The sequence below is a fragment of the Streptomyces sp. NPDC001153 genome (assembly GCF_053598315.1).
This window is the reverse complement of sequence record NZ_JBSFJZ010000020.1, coordinates 107,363-125,045: the sequence shown is the minus strand read 5'-3', so window position 1 is coordinate 125,045 and position 17,683 is coordinate 107,363. Positions and strand designations below refer to the sequence as shown.

Genomic DNA, 17,683 nt, shown 5'->3' with positions numbered 1-17,683 from the left:
ATGGGCCGTGCCCTTCCGGGGGTGCGGCCCGTTCTCTGCGGGGTCGCGCCGTTGCCAATCCGTTCGTGGCCGTGTGGGGCACGCCGTCGTGGGGTTGCTGCGGACCGTCGTCCGCAGCAGGTCAGCGGGCTCATCAGAGTTGCGTCAAAGTTGTCCGCCGCACGCCCTCCTGTCCCGTTTGCCGTGATTGTTGGCCGTAAGGTCGACGCTGCGTAGGCGGCAGTCACGGGAAGAGAATGGAGTCATGGCACGCGGCAAGCTTCGGATCTACCTCGGTGCGGCACCCGGCGTGGGCAAGACCTACGCCATGCTCTCCGAGGCGCATCGCCGCGTGGAGCGGGGCACCGACTGTGTCGTGGCCTACGTCGAGCACTACGACCGGCCGCGCACCGAGGTGATGCTGCACGGTCTGGAGCAGGTGCCGCGCAAGCGGCTGGAGTACCGGGGCACCACCTTCGGCGAGATGGACGTCGACGCCGTGCTGCGTCGGGCGCCGGCCGTCGCCCTGGTGGACGAACTCGCCCACACGAACATCCCCGGCTCGCGCAACGCCAAGCGCTGGCAGGACGTGGAGGAGCTGCTGGCCGCCGGGATCGACGTCGTCTCGACCGTCAACATCCAGCATCTGGAGTCACTCGGCGACGTGGTCGAGTCGATCACGGGGATCCGGCAGCGCGAGACCGTCCCGGACGAGGTCGTACGGCGGGCCGACCAGATCGAGCTGGTCGACATGTCCCCGCAGGCCCTGCGCCGCCGGATGGCGCACGGCAACATCTACAAGCCCGACAAGGTCGACGCGGCCCTGTCCAACTACTTCCGCCCCGGGAACCTGACCGCCCTGCGCGAACTGGCGCTGCTGTGGGTGGCCGACCGGGTCGACGAGTACCTCAACGCCTACCGCAGCGAACACCGGGTCTCCAAGATCTGGGGCTCCCGCGAGCGGATCGTGGTCGGCCTGACCGGCGGCCCCGAGGGGCGCACCCTGATCCGCCGGGCCGCGCGGCTCGCCGAGAAGGGCGCCGGCGGCGAGGTGCTCGCCGTGTACATAGCCCGCAGCGACGGGCTGACCTCGGCCTCCCCGAAGGAACTGGCCGTCCAGCGCACCCTCGTGGAGGACCTGGGCGGCACCTTCCACCACGTCGTCGGCGACGACATACCGGCCGCCCTGCTGGACTTCGCGCGGGGTGTGAACGCCACCCAGATCGTGCTGGGCTCCTCGCGCCGCAAAGCCTGGCAGTACGTCTTCGGGCCCGGCGTCGGTGCCACGGTCGCCCGCGAGTCCGGTCCCGACCTGGACGTCCACATCGTCACCCACGAAGAGGTCGCCAAGGGCCGCGGACTGCCCGTGGCCCGGGGCGGACGGCTCGGGCGGGCACGGATCATCTGGGGCTGGGCGGTGGGCCTGGTGGGTCCGGTGGTCCTCGCGGTGCTGCTGAACTCCGTCGACCTCGGCCTCGCCAACGACATGCTGCTGTTCCTGTCCGTCACCGTCGCGGCGGCGCTGCTCGGCGGTCTGATGCCCGCGCTGGCCTCGGCGGCCTTCGGCTCACTGCTGCTGAACTACTTCTACACCCCGCCCCTGCACCGGCTGACCATCGCCGACCCCAAGAACATCGTCGCCATCGCGATCTTCGTCGGGGTCGCCGTGTCCGTGGCCTCGGTGGTGGACCTCGCCGCCCGGCGCACCCACCAGGCCGCCCGGCTGCGCGCCGAGTCGGAGATACTCTCCTTCCTCGCCGGGAACGTGCTGCGCGGCGAGACCAGCCTGGAGGAGCTGCTGGAGCGGGTCCGGGAGACCTTCGCGATGGAGTCGGCCGCGCTGCTGGAGCGGGCGGGCGACGTCGAGCCGTGGACCTGCGCCGGGCGGGCCGGATTCGGGCGCCCGCTGGAGCGGCCCGAGGACGCCGACGTCGACATGCCCGTCGGCGACCACATGGCGCTCGCGCTCACCGGCCGGGTGCTGCCCGCCGAGGACCGCCGGGTGCTCGCCGCCTTCGCCGCACAGGCCGCCGTCGCCCTGGACCGCCGGCGCCTGCAGGAGGAGGCCGACCAGGCCCGGGCGCTCGCCGAGGGCAACCGCATCCGCACCGCGCTGCTCGCCGCCGTCAGCCACGACCTGCGCACGCCCCTGGCCGGCATCAAGGCGGCGGTGTCGAGCCTGCGCTCCGACGACGTGTCCTGGTCCGAGGAGGACCAGGCGGAGCTGCTGCAGGGCATCGAGGAGGGCGCCGACCGGCTGGACCACCTCGTCGGCAACCTCCTCGACATGTCCCGCCTGCAGACCGGCACGGTCACCCCGCTGATCCGCGAGATCGACGTGGACGAGGTCGTACCGGTGGCCCTCGGCGGCGTACCCGAGGACAGCGTCGAGCTGGACGTGCCGGAGTCGCTGCCCATGGTCGAGGTCGACCCCGGGCTGCTGGAGCGCTCGGTGGCCAACCTGGTGGAGAACGCCGTCAAGTACAGCCCGAAGGGCCGGTCCGTGGTGGTCTCCGCCAGTGCCATCGCCGACCGGGTCGAGGTGCGGGTGGTGGACCGCGGGCCGGGCGTGCCGGACGCGGCCAAGGACCGCATCTTCGAGCCGTTCCAGCGGTACGGTGACGCCCCGCGCGGCGCCGGGGTCGGGCTCGGCCTCGCGGTCGCCCGGGGCTTCGCCGAGGCCATGGGCGGCACCCTCAACGCCGAGGACACGCCGGGCGGCGGACTCACCATGGTCCTCAGCCTCCGCGCGGCAGGATCGCGTCCCGAGCCCCTCGAAACAGGCCGGGACCTCGCAGAACCAGAAAGGCAGACGACTCTATGACCCGGGTGCTCGTGGTCGACGACGAGCCGCAGATCGTGCGCGCCCTCGTGATCAACCTCAAAGCGCGCAAGTACGAGGTCGACGCGGCGCCCGACGGCCGTACCGCCCTGGAACTCGCCGCCTCCCGCCATCCCGACGTGGTCGTGCTCGACCTGGGTCTGCCCGACATGGACGGCGTCGAGGTGATCAGGGGCCTGCGCGGCTGGACCCGCGTGCCCATCCTGGTCCTGTCCGCCCGGCACTCCTCGGACGAGAAGGTCGAGGCTCTGGACGCGGGCGCCGACGACTACGTCACCAAGCCCTTCGGCATGGACGAGCTGCTGGCCCGGCTGCGGGCCGCCGTACGCCGGGCCGAGCCGGTCGGGCCCGGCGAGGACGACCTGACGACCGTCGAGACCGAGGGCTTCACGGTCGACCTGGCCGCCAAGAAGGTCAACCGCGCCGGCAGGGACGTCCGCCTCACCCCGACCGAGTGGCACCTGCTGGAGGTGCTGGTCCGCAACACCGGCCGCCTGGTCAGCCAGAAGCAGCTGCTGCAGGAGGTGTGGGGGCCGTCGTACGGCACCGAGACCAACTACCTGCGCGTGTACATGGCTCAGCTGCGGCGGAAGCTGGAGACGGACCCCTCGCACCCGAAGCACTTCATCACCGAGCCGGGTATGGGATATCGCTTCGAGAAGTGAGCGGGCCGTGAAGTGAGCTGGGCTACGGCGCTGTCGGTGGGCCCCGGTACGCTTCACGTATGAGTGCTGTTCCTCGTTCCGAAAAGCCGGCCGGCCGGTTCCGGCGCATGCTCGACCGGCTCTCCTCGTCGCAGGAGGACCTGGAGTCCGAGGAGCTGCGTGAGGACGCCGAGACCTCGGGCTGTACCAAGATCGGCGACTGCCACGACCGGCAGATCGTCACCGTAACTGGTACCTTGCGCACGGTCACCCTGCGTCCCCGCGCCGGGGTCCCCGCCCTGGAGGCCGAGCTGTTCGACGGCTCCGCGGCGCTGGACGTGGTGTGGCTCGGCAGGCGTTCCATCGTGGGCATAGAACCGGGGCGCAAGCTGATCGCATCGGGCCGGATCTCGATGAGCCGGGGCCGCCGGGTGCTGTTCAACCCGAAATACGAACTGCGACCCCTCGGACGGGAGTAGCCGGTGACGTCCCTCGACAAGCCGACCGAAGGCACCGACCAGAGTCCGCCCGACGAGACCGGCGATGCCCGTGCGGTGACCGAGGCCGCGCTGTTCGAGGCGTTCGGCGGTGTCCGCGGCATGGTCGAGACGGTCGTGCCCGGCCTGCTCTTCGTCGCGATCTTCACGGTGAACAAGAACCTGCACGTGTCGGCGATCGCCGCGCTGGCCGTGTCCCTGGTCCTGGTCGTGGTCCGGCTCGCGATGAAGGACACCGTCAAGCACGCCTTCAGCGGCGTCTTCGGCGTGGCCTTCGGTGTCGCGTTCGCGATGTTCACCGGGAACGCCAAGGACTTCTACCTCCCCGGCATGCTCTACACGCTGGGCCTGGGGCTGGCCTACATCGTCACGACCCTCGCCGGGGTGCCCCTGATCGGCCTCATCCTCGGCCCGGTCTTCAAGGAGAACCTCTCCTGGCGCACCCGCAACCCGGGCCGCAAGAAGGCCTACGCGAAGGCCAGTTGGGCCTGGGGCCTGATCCTCCTCGCCAAGTGCGCGATCCTCTTCCCGCTCTACTGGTGGTCCGACACCACCAAGCTGGGCTGGGTGCTGGTCATCCTGAAGATCCCGCCGTTCCTGCTGGCGGTCTGGCTCACCTGGGTCTTCCTCGCGAAGGCCCCCGCGCCCATCGACGTCTTCGCCGAGATGGAGGCCGAGGAGCAGGCCGAGAAGGAGCGCACGGCGGCGCCGGCCGGGGAAGCGGGCGAACCGACGGGCGGCCGGCACCGCCGGGAGGCGTAGCCGCCACAGGCCGTGATCCGCGCCGGCCCGGGACCGCCGAGGTCCCGGGCCGTTCGCATGGCCTCGACACCCGTGCGGTGAGGGGGCGCGTGCTGCCGCGGCAGCGGTATGAGCGGCGCGCAGCCGACGACAGCCGACGCTCAGGGGCGGCGCTCCAGGCGTCCGCACGCGAAGGGCCCGGCGGATCCGACGATCCCCGGGCCCTCGGCGCGGCAGCGCACGGACTAGCTCGACGTGTCCTCGCGCCGCACCGACAGCAGCTCCTCCAGCTGTTCCTCGCGGGCCTGGGCGGCCACGAAGAGCAGTTCGTCGCCCGGCTCCAGGGAGTCCTCCTTGGACGGGGTCAGGACGCGGGTGCCGCGGATGATCGTGACCAGGGAGGTGTCCTCGGGCCACTCGACGTCGCCCACCTGGGTGCCGGCCAGGGCCGACTCCTCGGGCAGGGTCAGCTCGACGAGGTTGGCGTCACCGTGGCTGAAGCGGAGCAGGCGGACCAGGTCGCCGACGCTCACCGCCTCCTCGACCAGGGCGGACATCAGGCGCGGGGTGGAGACGGCCACGTCCACGCCCCAGGCCTCGTTGAACAGCCACTCGTTCTTCGGGTTGTTGACGCGGGCGACGACGCGCGGGACGCCGTACTCCGTCTTGGCGAGCAGCGAGACGACCAGGTTGACCTTGTCGTCGCCGGTCGCGGCGATGACGACGTTGCAGCGCTGCAGCGCCGCCTCGTCCAGGGACGTGATCTCGCAGGCGTCGGCCAGCAGCCACTCCGCCTGGGGCACCCGCTCCACCGAGATGGCGGTCGGGGCCTTGTCGATGAGCAGGACCTCGTGGCCGTTCTCCAGCAGCTCGCCCGCGATCGAGCGGCCGACGGCACCGGCTCCGGCAATGGCGACCCTCATCAGTGACCGCTCTCCTCTTCCGGGCCCTGGGCGAACGCCGCCTCGACCTTCTCGACGTCGTCCGCCCGCATCATCACATGCACGAGGTCGCCCTCCTGCAGCACCGTCTGCGAGGTCGGCAGGATCGCTTCGCCGAGGCGGGTCAGGAACGCCACGCGGACGCCCGTCTCCTCCTGCAGCTTGCTGATCTTGTGCCCGACCCACTTCGGGGAGGCGTGCACCTCGGCGAGCTGCACCCCGCCGGTGGGGTCGCGCCACAGCGGCTCGGCACCGGAGGGCAGCAGCCGGCGCAGCATCTGGTCGGCGGTCCAGCGGACCGTCGCCACGGTGGGGATGCCGAGCCGCTGGTAGACCTCGGCGCGGCGCGGGTCGTAGATACGGGCGGCCACGTTCTCCACGCCGAACATCTCACGGGCCACGCGCGCGGAGATGATGTTGGAGTTGTCACCGCTGGAGACGGCGGCGAAGGCGCCGGCCTCCTCGATGCCGGCCTCGCGCAGGGTGTCCTGGTCGAAGCCCACACCGGTGACCCGGCGGCCCCCGAAGCCAGGGCCCAGCCGACGGAAGGCGGTCGGGTCCTGGTCGATCACGGCGACCGTATGGCCCTGTTGCTCCAGGGTCTGGGCGAGAGCGGAACCCACTCTCCCGCAGCCCATGATGACGATGTGCACGACCGTCCTTCCGATGTCAAGAGTCATTGACTTGGCCTTAACAGGTTCTCAGACCGAGGCCCAAAGCTACACACGGGCGCCAGGGGTCGGGCACCCCCCGTGCGGGTTCCTCGTGACCACGATCGGCGATCATGCGCGTGGGCGGCGTCAGCGGTCGGTGTCCGCGATCACCGGGGGCGGGGGACGGCGAGTGATGCTGCGCACGCTGCACAGGGTCAGGATTCCGAGGCCGAGCAGGGCGAGCGTCGCCCCGATCAGCTCCGCGGGCGCGGGCATGGGACCTCCGAGGTGCGATGACATGCGGGGTCTGCCATCTAGGCACGGGGAGCGCGCGGACCACGGAATCCGCAGTTCCGCGCGCCCCCGATTTCACTCGTGAGGCAGATCCGGGACACCGGGTGGGCGGCTGCCAGTTCGAAGGCCTACGATCCTCTCTCGTGTCCAAACTGACCGACGTGCCCAAACGGATCCTGATCGGGCGCGCACTGCGCAGTGACCGGCTGGGCGAAACGCTCCTGCCGAAGCGCATCGCACTCCCCGTCTTCGCCTCCGACCCGCTGTCCTCCGTCGCCTACGCGCCGGGGGAGGTCCTCCTGGTCCTGTCCATCGCGGGTGTGTCGGCGTACCGCTTCAGCCCGTGGATCGCCCTCGCGGTCGTGGTGCTGATGTTCACCGTGGTCGCCTCCTACCGGCAGAACGTCCACGCGTACCCGAGCGGCGGCGGCGACTACGAGGTCGCCACCACGAACCTGGGCGCCAGAGCCGGCCTCACGGTCGCCAGCGCCCTGCTCGTGGACTACGTCATGACCGTCGCCGTCTCCATCGCCTCCGGCATCGAGAACCTCGGCTCGGCGATCCCGTTCGTGGTCGAGCACAAGGTGCTCTGCGCGGTCGTCGTGATCGTGCTGCTGACGCTGATGAACCTGCGGGGCGTGAAGGAGTCCGGCAAGCTCTTCGCGATCCCGACGTACGTGTTCGTCGGCGGCGTCTTCGTCATGATCGCGTGGGGCGCCGTCCGGGGCCTGATCCTCGGCGACACCATGCGCGCCCCGAGCGCCGGCTACCACATCAACGCCGAGCACCAGGGCCTCGCCGGCTTCGCGCTGATCTTCCTCCTGCTGCGCGCCTTCTCCTCCGGTTGCGCCGCGCTGACCGGTGTGGAGGCCATCTCCAACGGCGTCCCGGCCTTCCGCAAGCCCAAGTCGAAGAACGCGGCGACCACCCTCGCGCTGATGGGCGTGCTGGCCGTCACCATGTTCTGCGGCATCATCGTGCTCGCCATGACGACCAAGGTCCGCATGGCCGAGAACCCGGCCACCGAACTGATCCTGGGCGGCCACCCGCTCGGCTCCGGTTACGTCCAGAACCCGGTGATCTCCCAGGTCGCCGAGGCCGTCTTCGGCAAGGGCAGCTTCCTGTTCGTCGTCCTCGCGGCGGCGACGGCCCTGGTCCTCTTCCTGGCCGCCAACACGGCGTACAACGGCTTCCCGCTGCTCGGCTCGATCCTCGCCCAGGACCGCTACCTCCCGCGCCAGCTGCACACCCGCGGCGACCGCCTGGCCTTCTCCAACGGCATCGTGCTGCTCGCGGGCGCCGCCGCCCTGCTGACCGTCATCTACGGCGCGGACTCCACGCGTCTGATCCAGCTGTACATCGTCGGTGTGTTCGTGTCCTTCACGCTCAGCCAGACCGGCATGGTCCGGCACTGGAACCGCCACCTCGCGGTCGAGGAGGACCCGGCCAAGCGCCGCCACATGATGCGCTCCCGCGCGATCAACGCCTTCGGCGCCTTCCTGACCGGTCTGGTGCTGGTCGTGGTGCTGGTCACCAAGTTCACGCACGGCGCCTGGGTGGCCGTGGTCGGCATGTGCATCTTCTACGCGACGATGACCGGGATCCGTAAGCACTACGACCGTGTCGCCGAGGAGCTCGCCGCTCCGGACGACCCGGACGACGAGATGGTCCGCCCGTCCAGGGTCCATTCCGTCGTCCTGATCTCCAAGATCCACCGCCCGACGCTGCGCGCCCTGGCCTACGCCAAGCTGATGCGCTCGGACACCCTGGAGGCGCTGACGGTCAACGTCGACGCGGCCGAGACCAAGGCGCTGCGCGAGGAGTGGGAACGGCGCGGCATCGACGTACCGCTGAAGGTCCTGGACTCGCCCTACCGCGAGATCACCCGACCGGTGATCGAGTACGTCAAGAGCCTGCGCAAGGAGTCGCCGCGCGACGCGGTGTCCGTGATCATCCCCGAGTACGTGGTCGGCCACTGGTACGAGCACCTGCTGCACAACCAGAGCGCCCTGCGCCTGAAGGGCCGCCTGCTGTTCACGCCCGGCGTGCTGGTGACCTCGGTGCCCTACCAGCTGCAGTCCTCCGAAGCGGCCAAGCAGCGGGCCCGCAAGCGGCAGGAGTGGAACGCACCGGGTGCGGTGCGCCGCGGCCCGGCGGCGGACCGGCCCAAGCAGCCGTCGGCGACCAAGGACTGAGCCCGGGGCACGGAGCCCGGGTGCTGAGCCCGGGGCCCGGCCTGTGGTGAGCGGCCGGACGACAGCCACGTAGACTGGTGGGCTGTTGTCCGGCCGTTTCCCGTTCCCGATCTGGAGTCACCTCGCCATGCAGGCAGAACCGAAGAAGTCGCTGGTCGGGGAGGAGTACGAGGTCGAGATCGGCCCCGTCGCCCACGGCGGCCACTGCATCGCCCGCACGGCCGAGGGCCAGGTGCTGTTCGTCCGGCACGCGCTGCCCGGCGAGCGGGTGGTGGCGAGGGTGACCGAGGGCGAGGAGGGAGCCCGCTTCCTCCGCGCGGACGCCGTACGGATCCTGGAGGCGTCCAAGGACCGCGTCGAGGCCCCCTGCCCCTTCGCCGGCCCCGGCCGCTGCGGCGGCTGCGACTGGCAGCACGCCAAGCCCGGCGCCCAGCGTCGTCTGAAGGGCGAGGTGATCGCCGAACAGCTCAAGCGGCTCGCGGGCCTCACGCCGGAGGAGGCCGGCTGGGACGGCACGGTGATGCCGGCCGAGGGCGACAAGCTGCCGGCCGGCCAGGTCCCGCAGTGGCGCACGCGCGTGCAGTACGCCGTCGACGCCGAGGGCCACGCGGGTCTGCGCCGCCACCGCTCCCATGAGGTCGAGCGCATCGACCACTGCATGATCGCGGCGGAGGGCGTCAGCGAGCTGGGCATCGAGCGGCGCGACTGGACCGGCATGGAGTCGGTCGAGGCGATCGCGGCGACGGGTTCGCAGGACCGCCAGGTGATCCTGACGCCGCGCCCCGGCGCCCGCCTCCCCCTGGTCGAACTGGACAAGCCGGTGTCGGTCCTCAGGGTCGACGAGAAGTCCGGCGGGGTGCACCGCGTCCACGGCCGCCCCTTCGTCCGCGAGCGCGCCGACGGCCGTACCCACCGCGTGGGCAACGGCGGCTTCTGGCAGGTCCACCCGAAGGCGGCGGACACCCTGGTGACGGCGGTCATGCAGGGCCTCCTCCCGCGCAAGGGCGAGATGGCCCTCGACCTCTACTGCGGCGTGGGCTTGTTCGCGGGGGCACTGGCCGACCGGCTCGGCGAGAAGGGCGCGGTTCTCGGCATCGAGTCCGGCAAACGTGCGGTGGAGGACGCGCGCCACAACCTCGCCGAGTTCCCGCGCGTCCGCATCGAACAGGGCAAGGTCGAGTCGGTCCTGCCGCGCACGGGCATCACCGAGGTCGACCTGATCGTCCTGGACCCCCCGAGGGCCGGCGCGGGCCGCACCACGGTCGCCCACCTCACCTCCCTGGGCGCCCGCCGCATCGCTTACGTCGCCTGCGATCCCGCCGCCCTGGCCCGCGACCTGGCGTACTTCCGCGAGGGCGGGTACCGGGTGCGGACGCTTCGGGCGTTCGATCTGTTTCCGATGACGCATCATGTGGAGTGTGTCGCCATCCTCGAACCGGCCGCGAAGGGCTCCTGACCTGGGGTTTTGTGCGTGCGCATTATGTGCAGTGTGGGCGTTACGGGCGATATCTTGACGCTGAAATGACGCTCGTGACGCTCATTTGACGCTCGTTCTGATGGGGCGTCAGGCCGTTTTTGGGCAGCTCAGGCTCTCTCGATATGGCCGGTGTCGTTGGGGTGTCCTGCGCTGCGTCACAGGTCGCTTCTGATGCTGCAGGGGCTGGCCGCCGGGGCGGCGCGGCGAGGGCACGAGGTACGGAAGGTCGGGTCGTCCTACTTGCCGCGTGAGGGTGGGATGGACGTCGTTGTCGACGGCCCAGGTCACCCGGCGGTCGTCGGTGACCGGACCGGCGGGCAGGTCGGCCAGGCCGCTGGTGGTGGCGGTGCCGGTGTGGACGTCGGTCAGGGTCAGTTTGTCCGCCGCAGTGTCGTGCTCGGCGACGAATCCGTCGCCGAGCTGGGCGGGATGGGCAGGTACAGGGGCGTCCTTGCCGGTGGCCAGGTCGTGCACGCCGGCCGGGCCCGAGGGCCCGCAGGACCAGTACACCCAGTGCTGGGCGGCGGCCTGCAGCTCACTGGGCACACACGGGGCGTCGGTCGCGACGGTCTGGACGGTGCGCTGGGTGGTGAGGTCGATCTGGGGCAGGGTTCCGGCGGCAGGACCGGGGACCCACACGGTGGAGCCGGACAGTGCGGCGGCGGAGATGGGGCGGGTGAAGAGCACGTGGCTGTTGCCGCCGGCGTCCGCGTCGCCGATGTACTGCTTCTTCGTGGAGCCGCCGTTGTAGGCCACGTAGGGGCCCTCGGCGTCGACGAGGGTGCCGCCGGTGGCGCCGGGGGTGACCAGCACCGCGGAGTCGCCGGGAGACTGCACGGTGACGGCGTCGCCCTGGCTGTTGGTGTTCGGCCACAGCTGGGAGATGTTGCCGTCACCGGTGGCGATGGGCGGGTTGCAGGTGGCCGTGGTGTCGCAGTGGGTGGGGGAGAAGGGGGAGCCGAAGTTCTGCTCGGATCCGTACGAGGGTGGCGAGTCCGGCTGGACGCTGCGGTCGTAGACGAGATCCCCACCGGCGGACGTGCGCCGCACCGTGAACAGCTTGCCGCCTGCGAGGGTCAGGCCGTCGATGGGGGCGGGCATGCCGGGGTCGGAGTCCACGGCGGTTCCCGTCGGGGTGCCCGCCGACCCGGCGGTGAACCGGCGGGCCGCCCAGTCGGTGACCGATGAGCCACCCACGACGACGGCCCCGCCCGGCTCCTGCCTGAGGCTGCTGGTAATGACGTGGTCCAGGACCGGTGTCAAGGCCGTTGAGCCGGACAGGGGCATCTGTAGAGCGGGTAACCGATCGCGTCGTCTGCGCTGGACGGGCCGGTGTGCGACGCTGCGTACGTGATGAGTAGGGAGTCGCCCGCGATGCCCACCTGGTAGAGGGTGCTGGTGTACGTGCTGCCCAGCGGTGCCGGCGGGACCTGGATGGTGTTCTCCGTTCCGCCGGGGGCGGAACGGGATACGACGTGGACCTGCCCCCCTGAGGTGGTCCCGTCGGCTCCGTACGACGAATACCAGGCGATGTACGTGCTGGACAGCACGGCGCGGGCACCGGAGACCAGCGGCCCCATGACGGGCGTGACCGCACCGGTCGCCAGGTCCACCAGCGCCAGCCGGTTCTCCGTGGTGCCGTTGGTGCTCTCGGTATAGCGCAGTACTACCGAGTTGGCGTCCCCGGCCATCACCACGGCCTGCAGTGTGGCGCCCGCAGGCCAGCCCGTGACCGGTGTGTCGGTCTGCTGCCCGTCCGCCACGCCGAGCACGTGAAAGCCCGTCACGGTTCCATCAGCGGTCTTGGTGACCGTCAACAGGCGTGAGCCGAACGTTCCGACGTAACTCTGGCCAGGGCCCGGCTTGATGGTCGTAGTCGTATCCGAGTCCATGTCGTGCAGGTGGTAGCCGTCGGCCGACGGGGTTGCCACCACGTCGGCACCCGCGCCCCAGTATCCGGGTGCCGGGTTGGCCGTGACATGCGGTACCGGGATGTCCGGTCCGCCCGCGTACTTCGTCCAGACGAAGGCGGACTGGTTATCGGGCTGGTGCAGGAAGCCGCCGGTGCCTGCGAAGACGACGACGTCTTTGGGCGGGTTGCTCAGCAGTGCGGCTGGTATGACCGTCTCGCTGAGGCTGTCGGCCGAGGCCGTCGCGGTGGTCAGGGGCAGGCCCCGGAAGTGAGGGCGCATGCCGCGGCGACCGCGATGCATCCGCTTCTCAGGGTGTGCTGGGCCACCCGTTCCTCCTTCGGACGGGGCTGTCCTGCCCGGCGTCGGCCGGGCAGGACAGCCTGTCAGGCTTTCAGTTACGCGCGGTCAGCAATGTCATGGCACGTCCTTGTAGGTGCCGGTGGACCAGAGTGCACCGCCGGTGGCGGCGCCGCCGCCGTTCTTGTAGACGACGAAGTTGCCATCGTTCTGCATGACGGCGTAGGAACCGGAGTGTCCCCAGGTGCCGGTTGACCAGAGAGCGCCGCCACTACTCGGACCGCCGCCGCTCTTGTACACGACAAGGTTGCCGTCGCTCTGCATGTAGGCGTAGGCGCTGGAGTGGCCCGAGGTGGCGCTGGACCAGATGGCCTTGCCGTCGCTGTTGCGGTAGATCACCAGGTTGCCGTTGGGCTGCATGACCAGCCGAGTGTACTGGGCCTGGGTCCACCAGCCGGGCCAGAGTTTCTGGCCGGAGGCGATGCTCTGCCCGCGCTTGTAGGTGCCGGTGGACCAGAGTGCGCCGCCGGTGCCGGGTCCGCTGCTGCTGTAGACGACGAGGTTGCCGTCGTTCTGGACGGTGGCGTAGGCACTGGAGTGACCGTAGGTGCCGGTGGACCAGAGTGCGCCGCCGGTGCCGGGTCCGCCGCTGCTGCCGTAGACGACGAGGTTGCCGTCGTTCTGCATGTAGGCGTAGGCGCCGGTGTGGCCGTTGGTGCCGCTGGCCCATACTGCGGGGCCGTTTCCGCTGCCGCCGGTCTTGAGGTAGGCGACGAGGTTGCCGTCGTTCTGCATGGTCAGCGTCATGCTGGTGCTGGACAGGCTGTGGCCGGGAATGAGGAACTGGCCCGGTTGCATGCTGGAGCCGGCGGCCGTCGGGGCGACCGGTGTGACGGTCTTGACGTCGGCGCTGTCGACGTAGGCGAGGCGGCCGTTGTACTGGATCGGGTAGTAGGTGGTCGTTCCGGTGACGAGGGTCCGGTCGTCGGGGGCGCTGCCGTCGATGTTGACGGAGTTGTCGAAGTCGCCCTTCACGGCGGGCTGGGCGAGGTAGAGCTGACCGGTCGCGATGGTGTACTTCGACAGGGGTGTGACGGGCTGTGGGGTGATGGCGGCGGGGTAGGCGCCGGCCTCGGGGTAGGCGCGGCCGTAGACGGGGATCGAGGCGGTGCCGTCCTTGGTGGTGATGAGTGTCTGGCTGGTGTCGTCGGCCGGGATGGTCCACCTGCCGCCGGGGTTGTCGAACCAGGCTTTCTGCCCGCCGTACCAGATCGCTGTCCAGTCGCCCTGCTGGGCGGCGACGACGAACCGTTGCCCGGCGACAGCCTTGTCGCCCCAGTCGAATCCGGCCGTGGTGCCGGAGCCGGTGGAGTGCAGGTAGGGGTCGGCGATCAGAGGGTCGCTGGTGGAGGGGCCGGTGCGCAGGTAGACGAAGTTGGCCGGCTGCGCGGCAGCGTTGTCGACGGGGGGTTCGTTGGCCGTGGTGAATGGCGGGGTGATGGTGACCAGTTCACCGGTCTGCAGCGGATCGCCGACGGGGTTGGAGCCGATGGGCGCGCCCAGGAGCTGCAGGTAGTGGGTCCAGTCCCAGAAGGGGCCGGGATCCCAGTGCATACCGGCGACGTAGGCGTCCAGCGGGCCGGGAACGTTGTCGTGTCCGAAGATGTGTTCACGGTCGAGGGGGATGCCGTACTTGGCGGCCAGGTACTTCACCAGCGCGGCCGAGGACTCGTACTCGGATTCGGTGTACCAGGAGGCCCCGGAGATGGCGTAGCCCTCGTGCTCGATGCCGATGGAGTGCATGTTGACGTACTTGTTGCCCGAGTGCCAGGCGATGTCAGCGTCGGGCACCATCTGAGTGACCAGCCCGTCGGAGGAGCGGATCACGTAGTGGGCGCTCGCGTACCCGGTGGGGTCCTGGAACTGGCTGACCGCCGTCGCGTAGTCCGATTCGGTGTCGTGGATGACGATGTTCCGGATCGTATCGCCGTCCGCCGGGCGGTTGGCGATGTCGTAGTTGCCGTAATTGCTCTTGTCGTTGGGGTCGTTCTGCGCGTATGCGGCGGCCACGAAGTTGCAGACCAGGCCGGACGGGCACTCGGGCGTCGGCGCCGTGGTCCCGTCCGCCGGGACGGCGTAGCCGGCCGTGGCATATCCGGTGGTGGATCCGCCCTGGGTCCAATAGTCGGCCGGCCGGTAGCCCGCACTCGTGATCCGCGGCCGCAACGTGGGCTGCGCGGACACGGTGACCTGTTGCCCGTCGGCCGTGGTGCGGCTCAGCCCGCTACGGATGTGGGCGTAGACCCGCCGCGCGAACTGCGCAGCGCCCGCGGAGTCCGGCGACTGGCTGAACCGCTCCACCGCCGGATACCACTGCGCCGGATCCGCAGGAAGAGCGCCGGTGGCCTCCTTCTCATACCGGGCGAGCAACGCGGCCCCACCGCGCACGCTCTGTTCCATGTCCCCGCGCAGGGCACCGGCCGGCTTGCCGATCAGCTTCGCGGCCTGGTCGAGGGTGTGCAGCGCCGGAGCGGACGTCCGCACCGCCCCCACGTCCGCCAGAAGCCGCGCGTCCGGGTGAAACCTGCCCCGGTGGTCGTCACCCCGCATGTCGAGTTCGGCCCTCCGGTCCATGGCCGAGGGCCGCTTCAGCGTGTCCGGGCCGACCTGGGTCAGGCCCATCACGTTGTAGTTGCCGGTGGTGCTCGGGCTGCCGCCGTGGCTGTCCCACCGGCTCTGCTGATACGCCACCGCCATCAGCACGCTCTGCGGCACGCGGAACTCCTCGGCAGCCGCGGCGAATTCGTGCTGCAACGCGTACGGTTGCGGTCCACCGGGCTGCTGCGCCTGCGCCAGTGCTGTGACACCCGCCGCTGCGACCGCCAGCACGCCCGCGATCCCCAGTGACAACCGCACGTGCGATCTGCGGTGTCTGTTCCGTCTTTGAGTCAACGTTTGCAATCCCTTTGCTGATGTGGGCCGCGGATCACCCGATGAGGGACGGGCATTGAGGCGAGGCAGGTGTCAGTATCGAAAGAACTGGGTGAGAAGAAGGTGTGTGGCGCTGCTGTGGCCGTAGTGCCGTTGGGGCGGCAACTCAGGTCCGGTGCGATGGCCGCGGGTTTGCGGCCTGTTGTACCGCGCTGATGACAGCCGATCGGTCCGCCGGTGAAAAATTACGTACGTTGGGCAGCATGACCGCTGGGCCCATGGCGATGAATCGCTGATGGGGGTTGTGCCGGGCGGCTGTGGCCACAGCATCATGGAGTTCGGGACCCACGGAGATGATCAGTCCGCACTTGCGCTGTACGAGGCTGTTGACATAAGGCAGGGACGCTGCCGTGCTGCCTTTGGGGACCTGGATGTGCTGCGCGTTGATGGCGGCACCCGAAGCGGCCTTCTGCAGGGATGACCAGACGGGCTGGGTCATCGCCGCGTCCTGCTGTCCGTTGATGAGGCAGGTGCGAAAATTCCTTGAGATGTTGTTGGCGACGATCTTCGGTGTCCGTGGACCGGCCAGCAAAGCGACGGCAAGCCATGCCAGCAGACCGGTGGCGACCAGTGCGCCTGCGGCAGCCAGGAGCCGGGCCCTTCCAAGGCGACGCTGAAGGCTGAAGGGAAGGTTCACGTGATGTGCTCCGGAATTGGTTCTCGAAAATGGCCTGCTGCCCGACCGGTGAAGGCGAGCCGCACCTTCAGGCTCGGCTTTTCTGGTTCTTCCTGCCTGAATTGGCAGCGGGACGCGATGTGCCGCGTGACGGCGTCGGAGTCGGGTCTGCCTGCTTGGCGGAACGGCTCCTGCGGCGCCGGACGACGATCCACGACGACATGGAGATCAGAGCCACTGCCGCCCCACCCAGCGCGATGACCGTGATCCACCCGACGCCGGCGTTCGTCTGCTTGCCCAGCGGGTCGGCGGACAGAAGCGGGTTGGCGGCTGAGCCGTCGACGGCGGCGGGCGCGCGCAGAGCCGCCAGGGGGTCGACGAGACCGTAGCCGTACTCGTCGTCGTGGCCGCTGCCACCGGGCCGTTGGGCGGTGCTGATCAGCCGGCGGATCGTCTGGCCCGCACTCAGGCGAGGGAAGGCGGAACGGACCAGCGCAGCCGCTGCAGAGACATAGCCGGCCGCGTAGCTCGTGCCGTCCGCCCTCACATACTGGCCGCGGTCGTTGGCGGAGTAGATCCCGGCGGCCGGCGCGGCGAGTGTCGATGTGGGCCCGGATTCGCTCACCGGCCAGAAATGACCGTCGGAGTCGGCTCCGGTGACGTCGACGACGCCAGGGAAAGCGGCCGGATACATCGCCGGGTTGCCGTTCTCGCCCGAGTTACCGGCGGAGGCGACGACGACCGCATCCTTGCCGAGTGCGTAGTGGACCGCTTCGCGCAGCAGAGGGTCGGGTGTGGTCGTTCCGGAAGATACGTTGATGACCTGTGCGTGGTGATCGGCGGCGTATTTGATGCCCTGCGCGATAGCGGTGGGATCTGCGGTCGCGTTCGTGGACACGCGAACGGGAAGCACTTTGGACTCCGGTGCGAGTCCGGTCATTCCGGTGCCGCCGTTCGCTTTCCCGGTGCCGGCGATGATGGCGGCGATGGCTGTTCCGTGCGAGTCGCTCGAGATGTCGGTCTGGCCGTTGTCCCGAGCATCTCCGATGAACCCTGCGCCCTGGAGGACCTGGCCCTTCAGGTCCGGATGAGCGGCGTCGACTCCGCTGTCGATGACGGCGACGGTGACGCCCTGGCCCTGTGACACGTGCCAGATCTCGTCCGCTTGGAACTGCGTGAGCGGCCACTCGGACTGGCGAATGACCACCGCTTCGGCGGGAGCGTCGGTTGTGACGGCCAGGAGCCCCGCAAGAGCAGTGCCGACAAGAAATCGGCAAAGGGGCAGTGGCGCAATGGGCGCGAATTTTCTGCCGGACCGTCTTCGTGGGATCGGGAACAGCACGAACAGCTCCAATCGGTGCGGGGTCTTCCGTACGGCATGCACGGGGAGCGCACGGAGCCAGCCAGGTTCTACCACATTGCCTGGGGCGGTGACCGGGGGCCGGAATACTGGTCAAGGCCGAGCATCGAGAGGCCAAGCTTTGCCCAAGATCGCAGGGGCAAATCCGGCGCAAGGGGGTGTGATCACGCCAAGTCGTGGCGTGAAAGTGTCGTCGAGTTGTTGATCAACTCTCCAGGTGCCCGCTACAACTTCCGCTTGCGC

At 69.8% G+C, this 17,683-nt stretch carries 14 protein-coding genes; 6 read left to right on the top strand and 8 right to left on the bottom strand.

The window, feature by feature from the left end; all coding sequences use genetic code 11:
- The first annotated feature begins 244 nt into the window (after positions 1 to 244).
- The 4 genes from ACWDEN_RS23500 to ACWDEN_RS23485 are packed head-to-tail and all read left to right on the top strand — an operon-like array spanning position 245 to position 4,724.
- A complete protein-coding gene (locus tag ACWDEN_RS23500; protein ID WP_351607620.1) occupies positions 245 to 2,803 on the top strand; it encodes a sensor histidine kinase KdpD in 2,559 nt (852 codons plus the stop codon).
- Positions 2,800 to 3,486 (top strand): response regulator, encoded by a 687-nt coding sequence (locus tag ACWDEN_RS23495; RefSeq protein WP_351607623.1) that lies wholly within the window; start codon positions 2,800 to 2,802, stop codon positions 3,484 to 3,486. Before ACWDEN_RS23500 ends, ACWDEN_RS23495 begins: the two co-directional genes overlap by 4 nt.
- Positions 3,487 to 3,545: 59 nt before the next feature.
- On the top strand, positions 3,546 to 3,944 hold the full coding sequence (locus tag ACWDEN_RS23490; RefSeq protein WP_351607625.1) for an OB-fold nucleic acid binding domain-containing protein: 399 nt from the start codon (positions 3,546 to 3,548) through the stop codon (positions 3,942 to 3,944).
- A 3-nt stretch (positions 3,945 to 3,947) separates the two neighbouring features.
- Positions 3,948 to 4,724 (top strand): DUF3159 domain-containing protein, encoded by a 777-nt coding sequence (locus ACWDEN_RS23485; RefSeq protein WP_351607627.1) that lies wholly within the window; start codon positions 3,948 to 3,950, stop codon positions 4,722 to 4,724.
- Between the two features lie 224 nt (positions 4,725 to 4,948).
- Here the strand turns inward: ACWDEN_RS23485 and ACWDEN_RS23480 are convergent, their stop codons facing one another.
- The 3 genes from ACWDEN_RS23480 to ACWDEN_RS23470 all read right to left on the bottom strand — a co-directional run bounded on the left by ACWDEN_RS23480 (position 4,949) and on the right by ACWDEN_RS23470 (position 6,573).
- On the bottom strand, positions 4,949 to 5,626 hold the full coding sequence (locus ACWDEN_RS23480; protein WP_351607630.1) for a potassium channel family protein: 678 nt from the start codon (positions 5,624 to 5,626) through the stop codon (positions 4,949 to 4,951).
- Positions 5,626 to 6,297: a potassium channel family protein gene (locus ACWDEN_RS23475; RefSeq protein WP_351607669.1), complete on the bottom strand. Its 672-nt coding sequence runs from the start codon at positions 6,295 to 6,297 to the stop codon at positions 5,626 to 5,628. The genes ACWDEN_RS23480 and ACWDEN_RS23475 overlap by 1 nt, the downstream gene beginning before the upstream one ends.
- Before the next feature lie 147 nt (positions 6,298 to 6,444).
- Complete coding sequence (locus tag ACWDEN_RS23470; RefSeq protein ID WP_351607671.1) at positions 6,445 to 6,573, bottom strand: hypothetical protein; 129 nt, start codon at positions 6,571 to 6,573, stop codon at positions 6,445 to 6,447.
- Between the two features lie 161 nt (positions 6,574 to 6,734).
- Here ACWDEN_RS23470 and ACWDEN_RS23465 point away from each other — a divergent pair, with 161 nt between their 5' ends.
- Together ACWDEN_RS23465 and ACWDEN_RS23460 are read left to right on the top strand one after the other, a co-directional pair.
- Positions 6,735 to 8,786, top strand: coding sequence for an APC family permease (locus ACWDEN_RS23465; protein ID WP_351607633.1), 2,052 nt, complete (start codon positions 6,735 to 6,737; stop codon positions 8,784 to 8,786).
- Between the two features lie 127 nt (positions 8,787 to 8,913).
- A complete protein-coding gene (locus ACWDEN_RS23460; RefSeq protein WP_450860047.1) occupies positions 8,914 to 10,242 on the top strand; it encodes a class I SAM-dependent RNA methyltransferase in 1,329 nt (442 codons plus the stop codon).
- Positions 10,243 to 10,350: 108 nt separating this feature from the next.
- Here the strand turns inward: ACWDEN_RS23460 and ACWDEN_RS23455 are convergent, their stop codons facing one another.
- The 5 genes from ACWDEN_RS23455 to mycP form a co-directional block, all read right to left on the bottom strand.
- Complete coding sequence (locus ACWDEN_RS23455) at positions 10,351 to 11,460, bottom strand: hypothetical protein (RefSeq protein ID WP_450860046.1); 1,110 nt, start codon at positions 11,458 to 11,460, stop codon at positions 10,351 to 10,353.
- Positions 11,461 to 11,522: 62 nt separating this feature from the next.
- Positions 11,523 to 12,455 carry a hypothetical protein gene (locus tag ACWDEN_RS23450; RefSeq protein WP_450860045.1) on the bottom strand — a complete coding sequence of 311 codons (933 nt, stop codon included), beginning with the start codon at positions 12,453 to 12,455 and terminating at the stop codon, positions 11,523 to 11,525.
- A 135-nt stretch (positions 12,456 to 12,590) separates the two neighbouring features.
- The gene (locus ACWDEN_RS23445; protein WP_450860044.1) at positions 12,591 to 15,362 is read right to left on the bottom strand and encodes an N-acetylmuramoyl-L-alanine amidase; all 2,772 of its coding nucleotides are present in this window, start codon (positions 15,360 to 15,362) and stop codon (positions 12,591 to 12,593) included.
- 208 nt (positions 15,363 to 15,570) lie between these two features.
- Positions 15,571 to 16,101, bottom strand: a complete 531-nt coding sequence (locus ACWDEN_RS23440) for a type 1 periplasmic-binding domain-containing protein (protein ID WP_351607645.1) — start codon at positions 16,099 to 16,101, stop codon at positions 15,571 to 15,573.
- A 67-nt stretch (positions 16,102 to 16,168) separates the two neighbouring features.
- Complete coding sequence (mycP, locus tag ACWDEN_RS23435) at positions 16,169 to 17,434, bottom strand: type VII secretion-associated serine protease mycosin (protein ID WP_351607648.1); 1,266 nt, start codon at positions 17,432 to 17,434, stop codon at positions 16,169 to 16,171.
- Positions 17,435 to 17,683 lie beyond the last annotated feature (249 nt).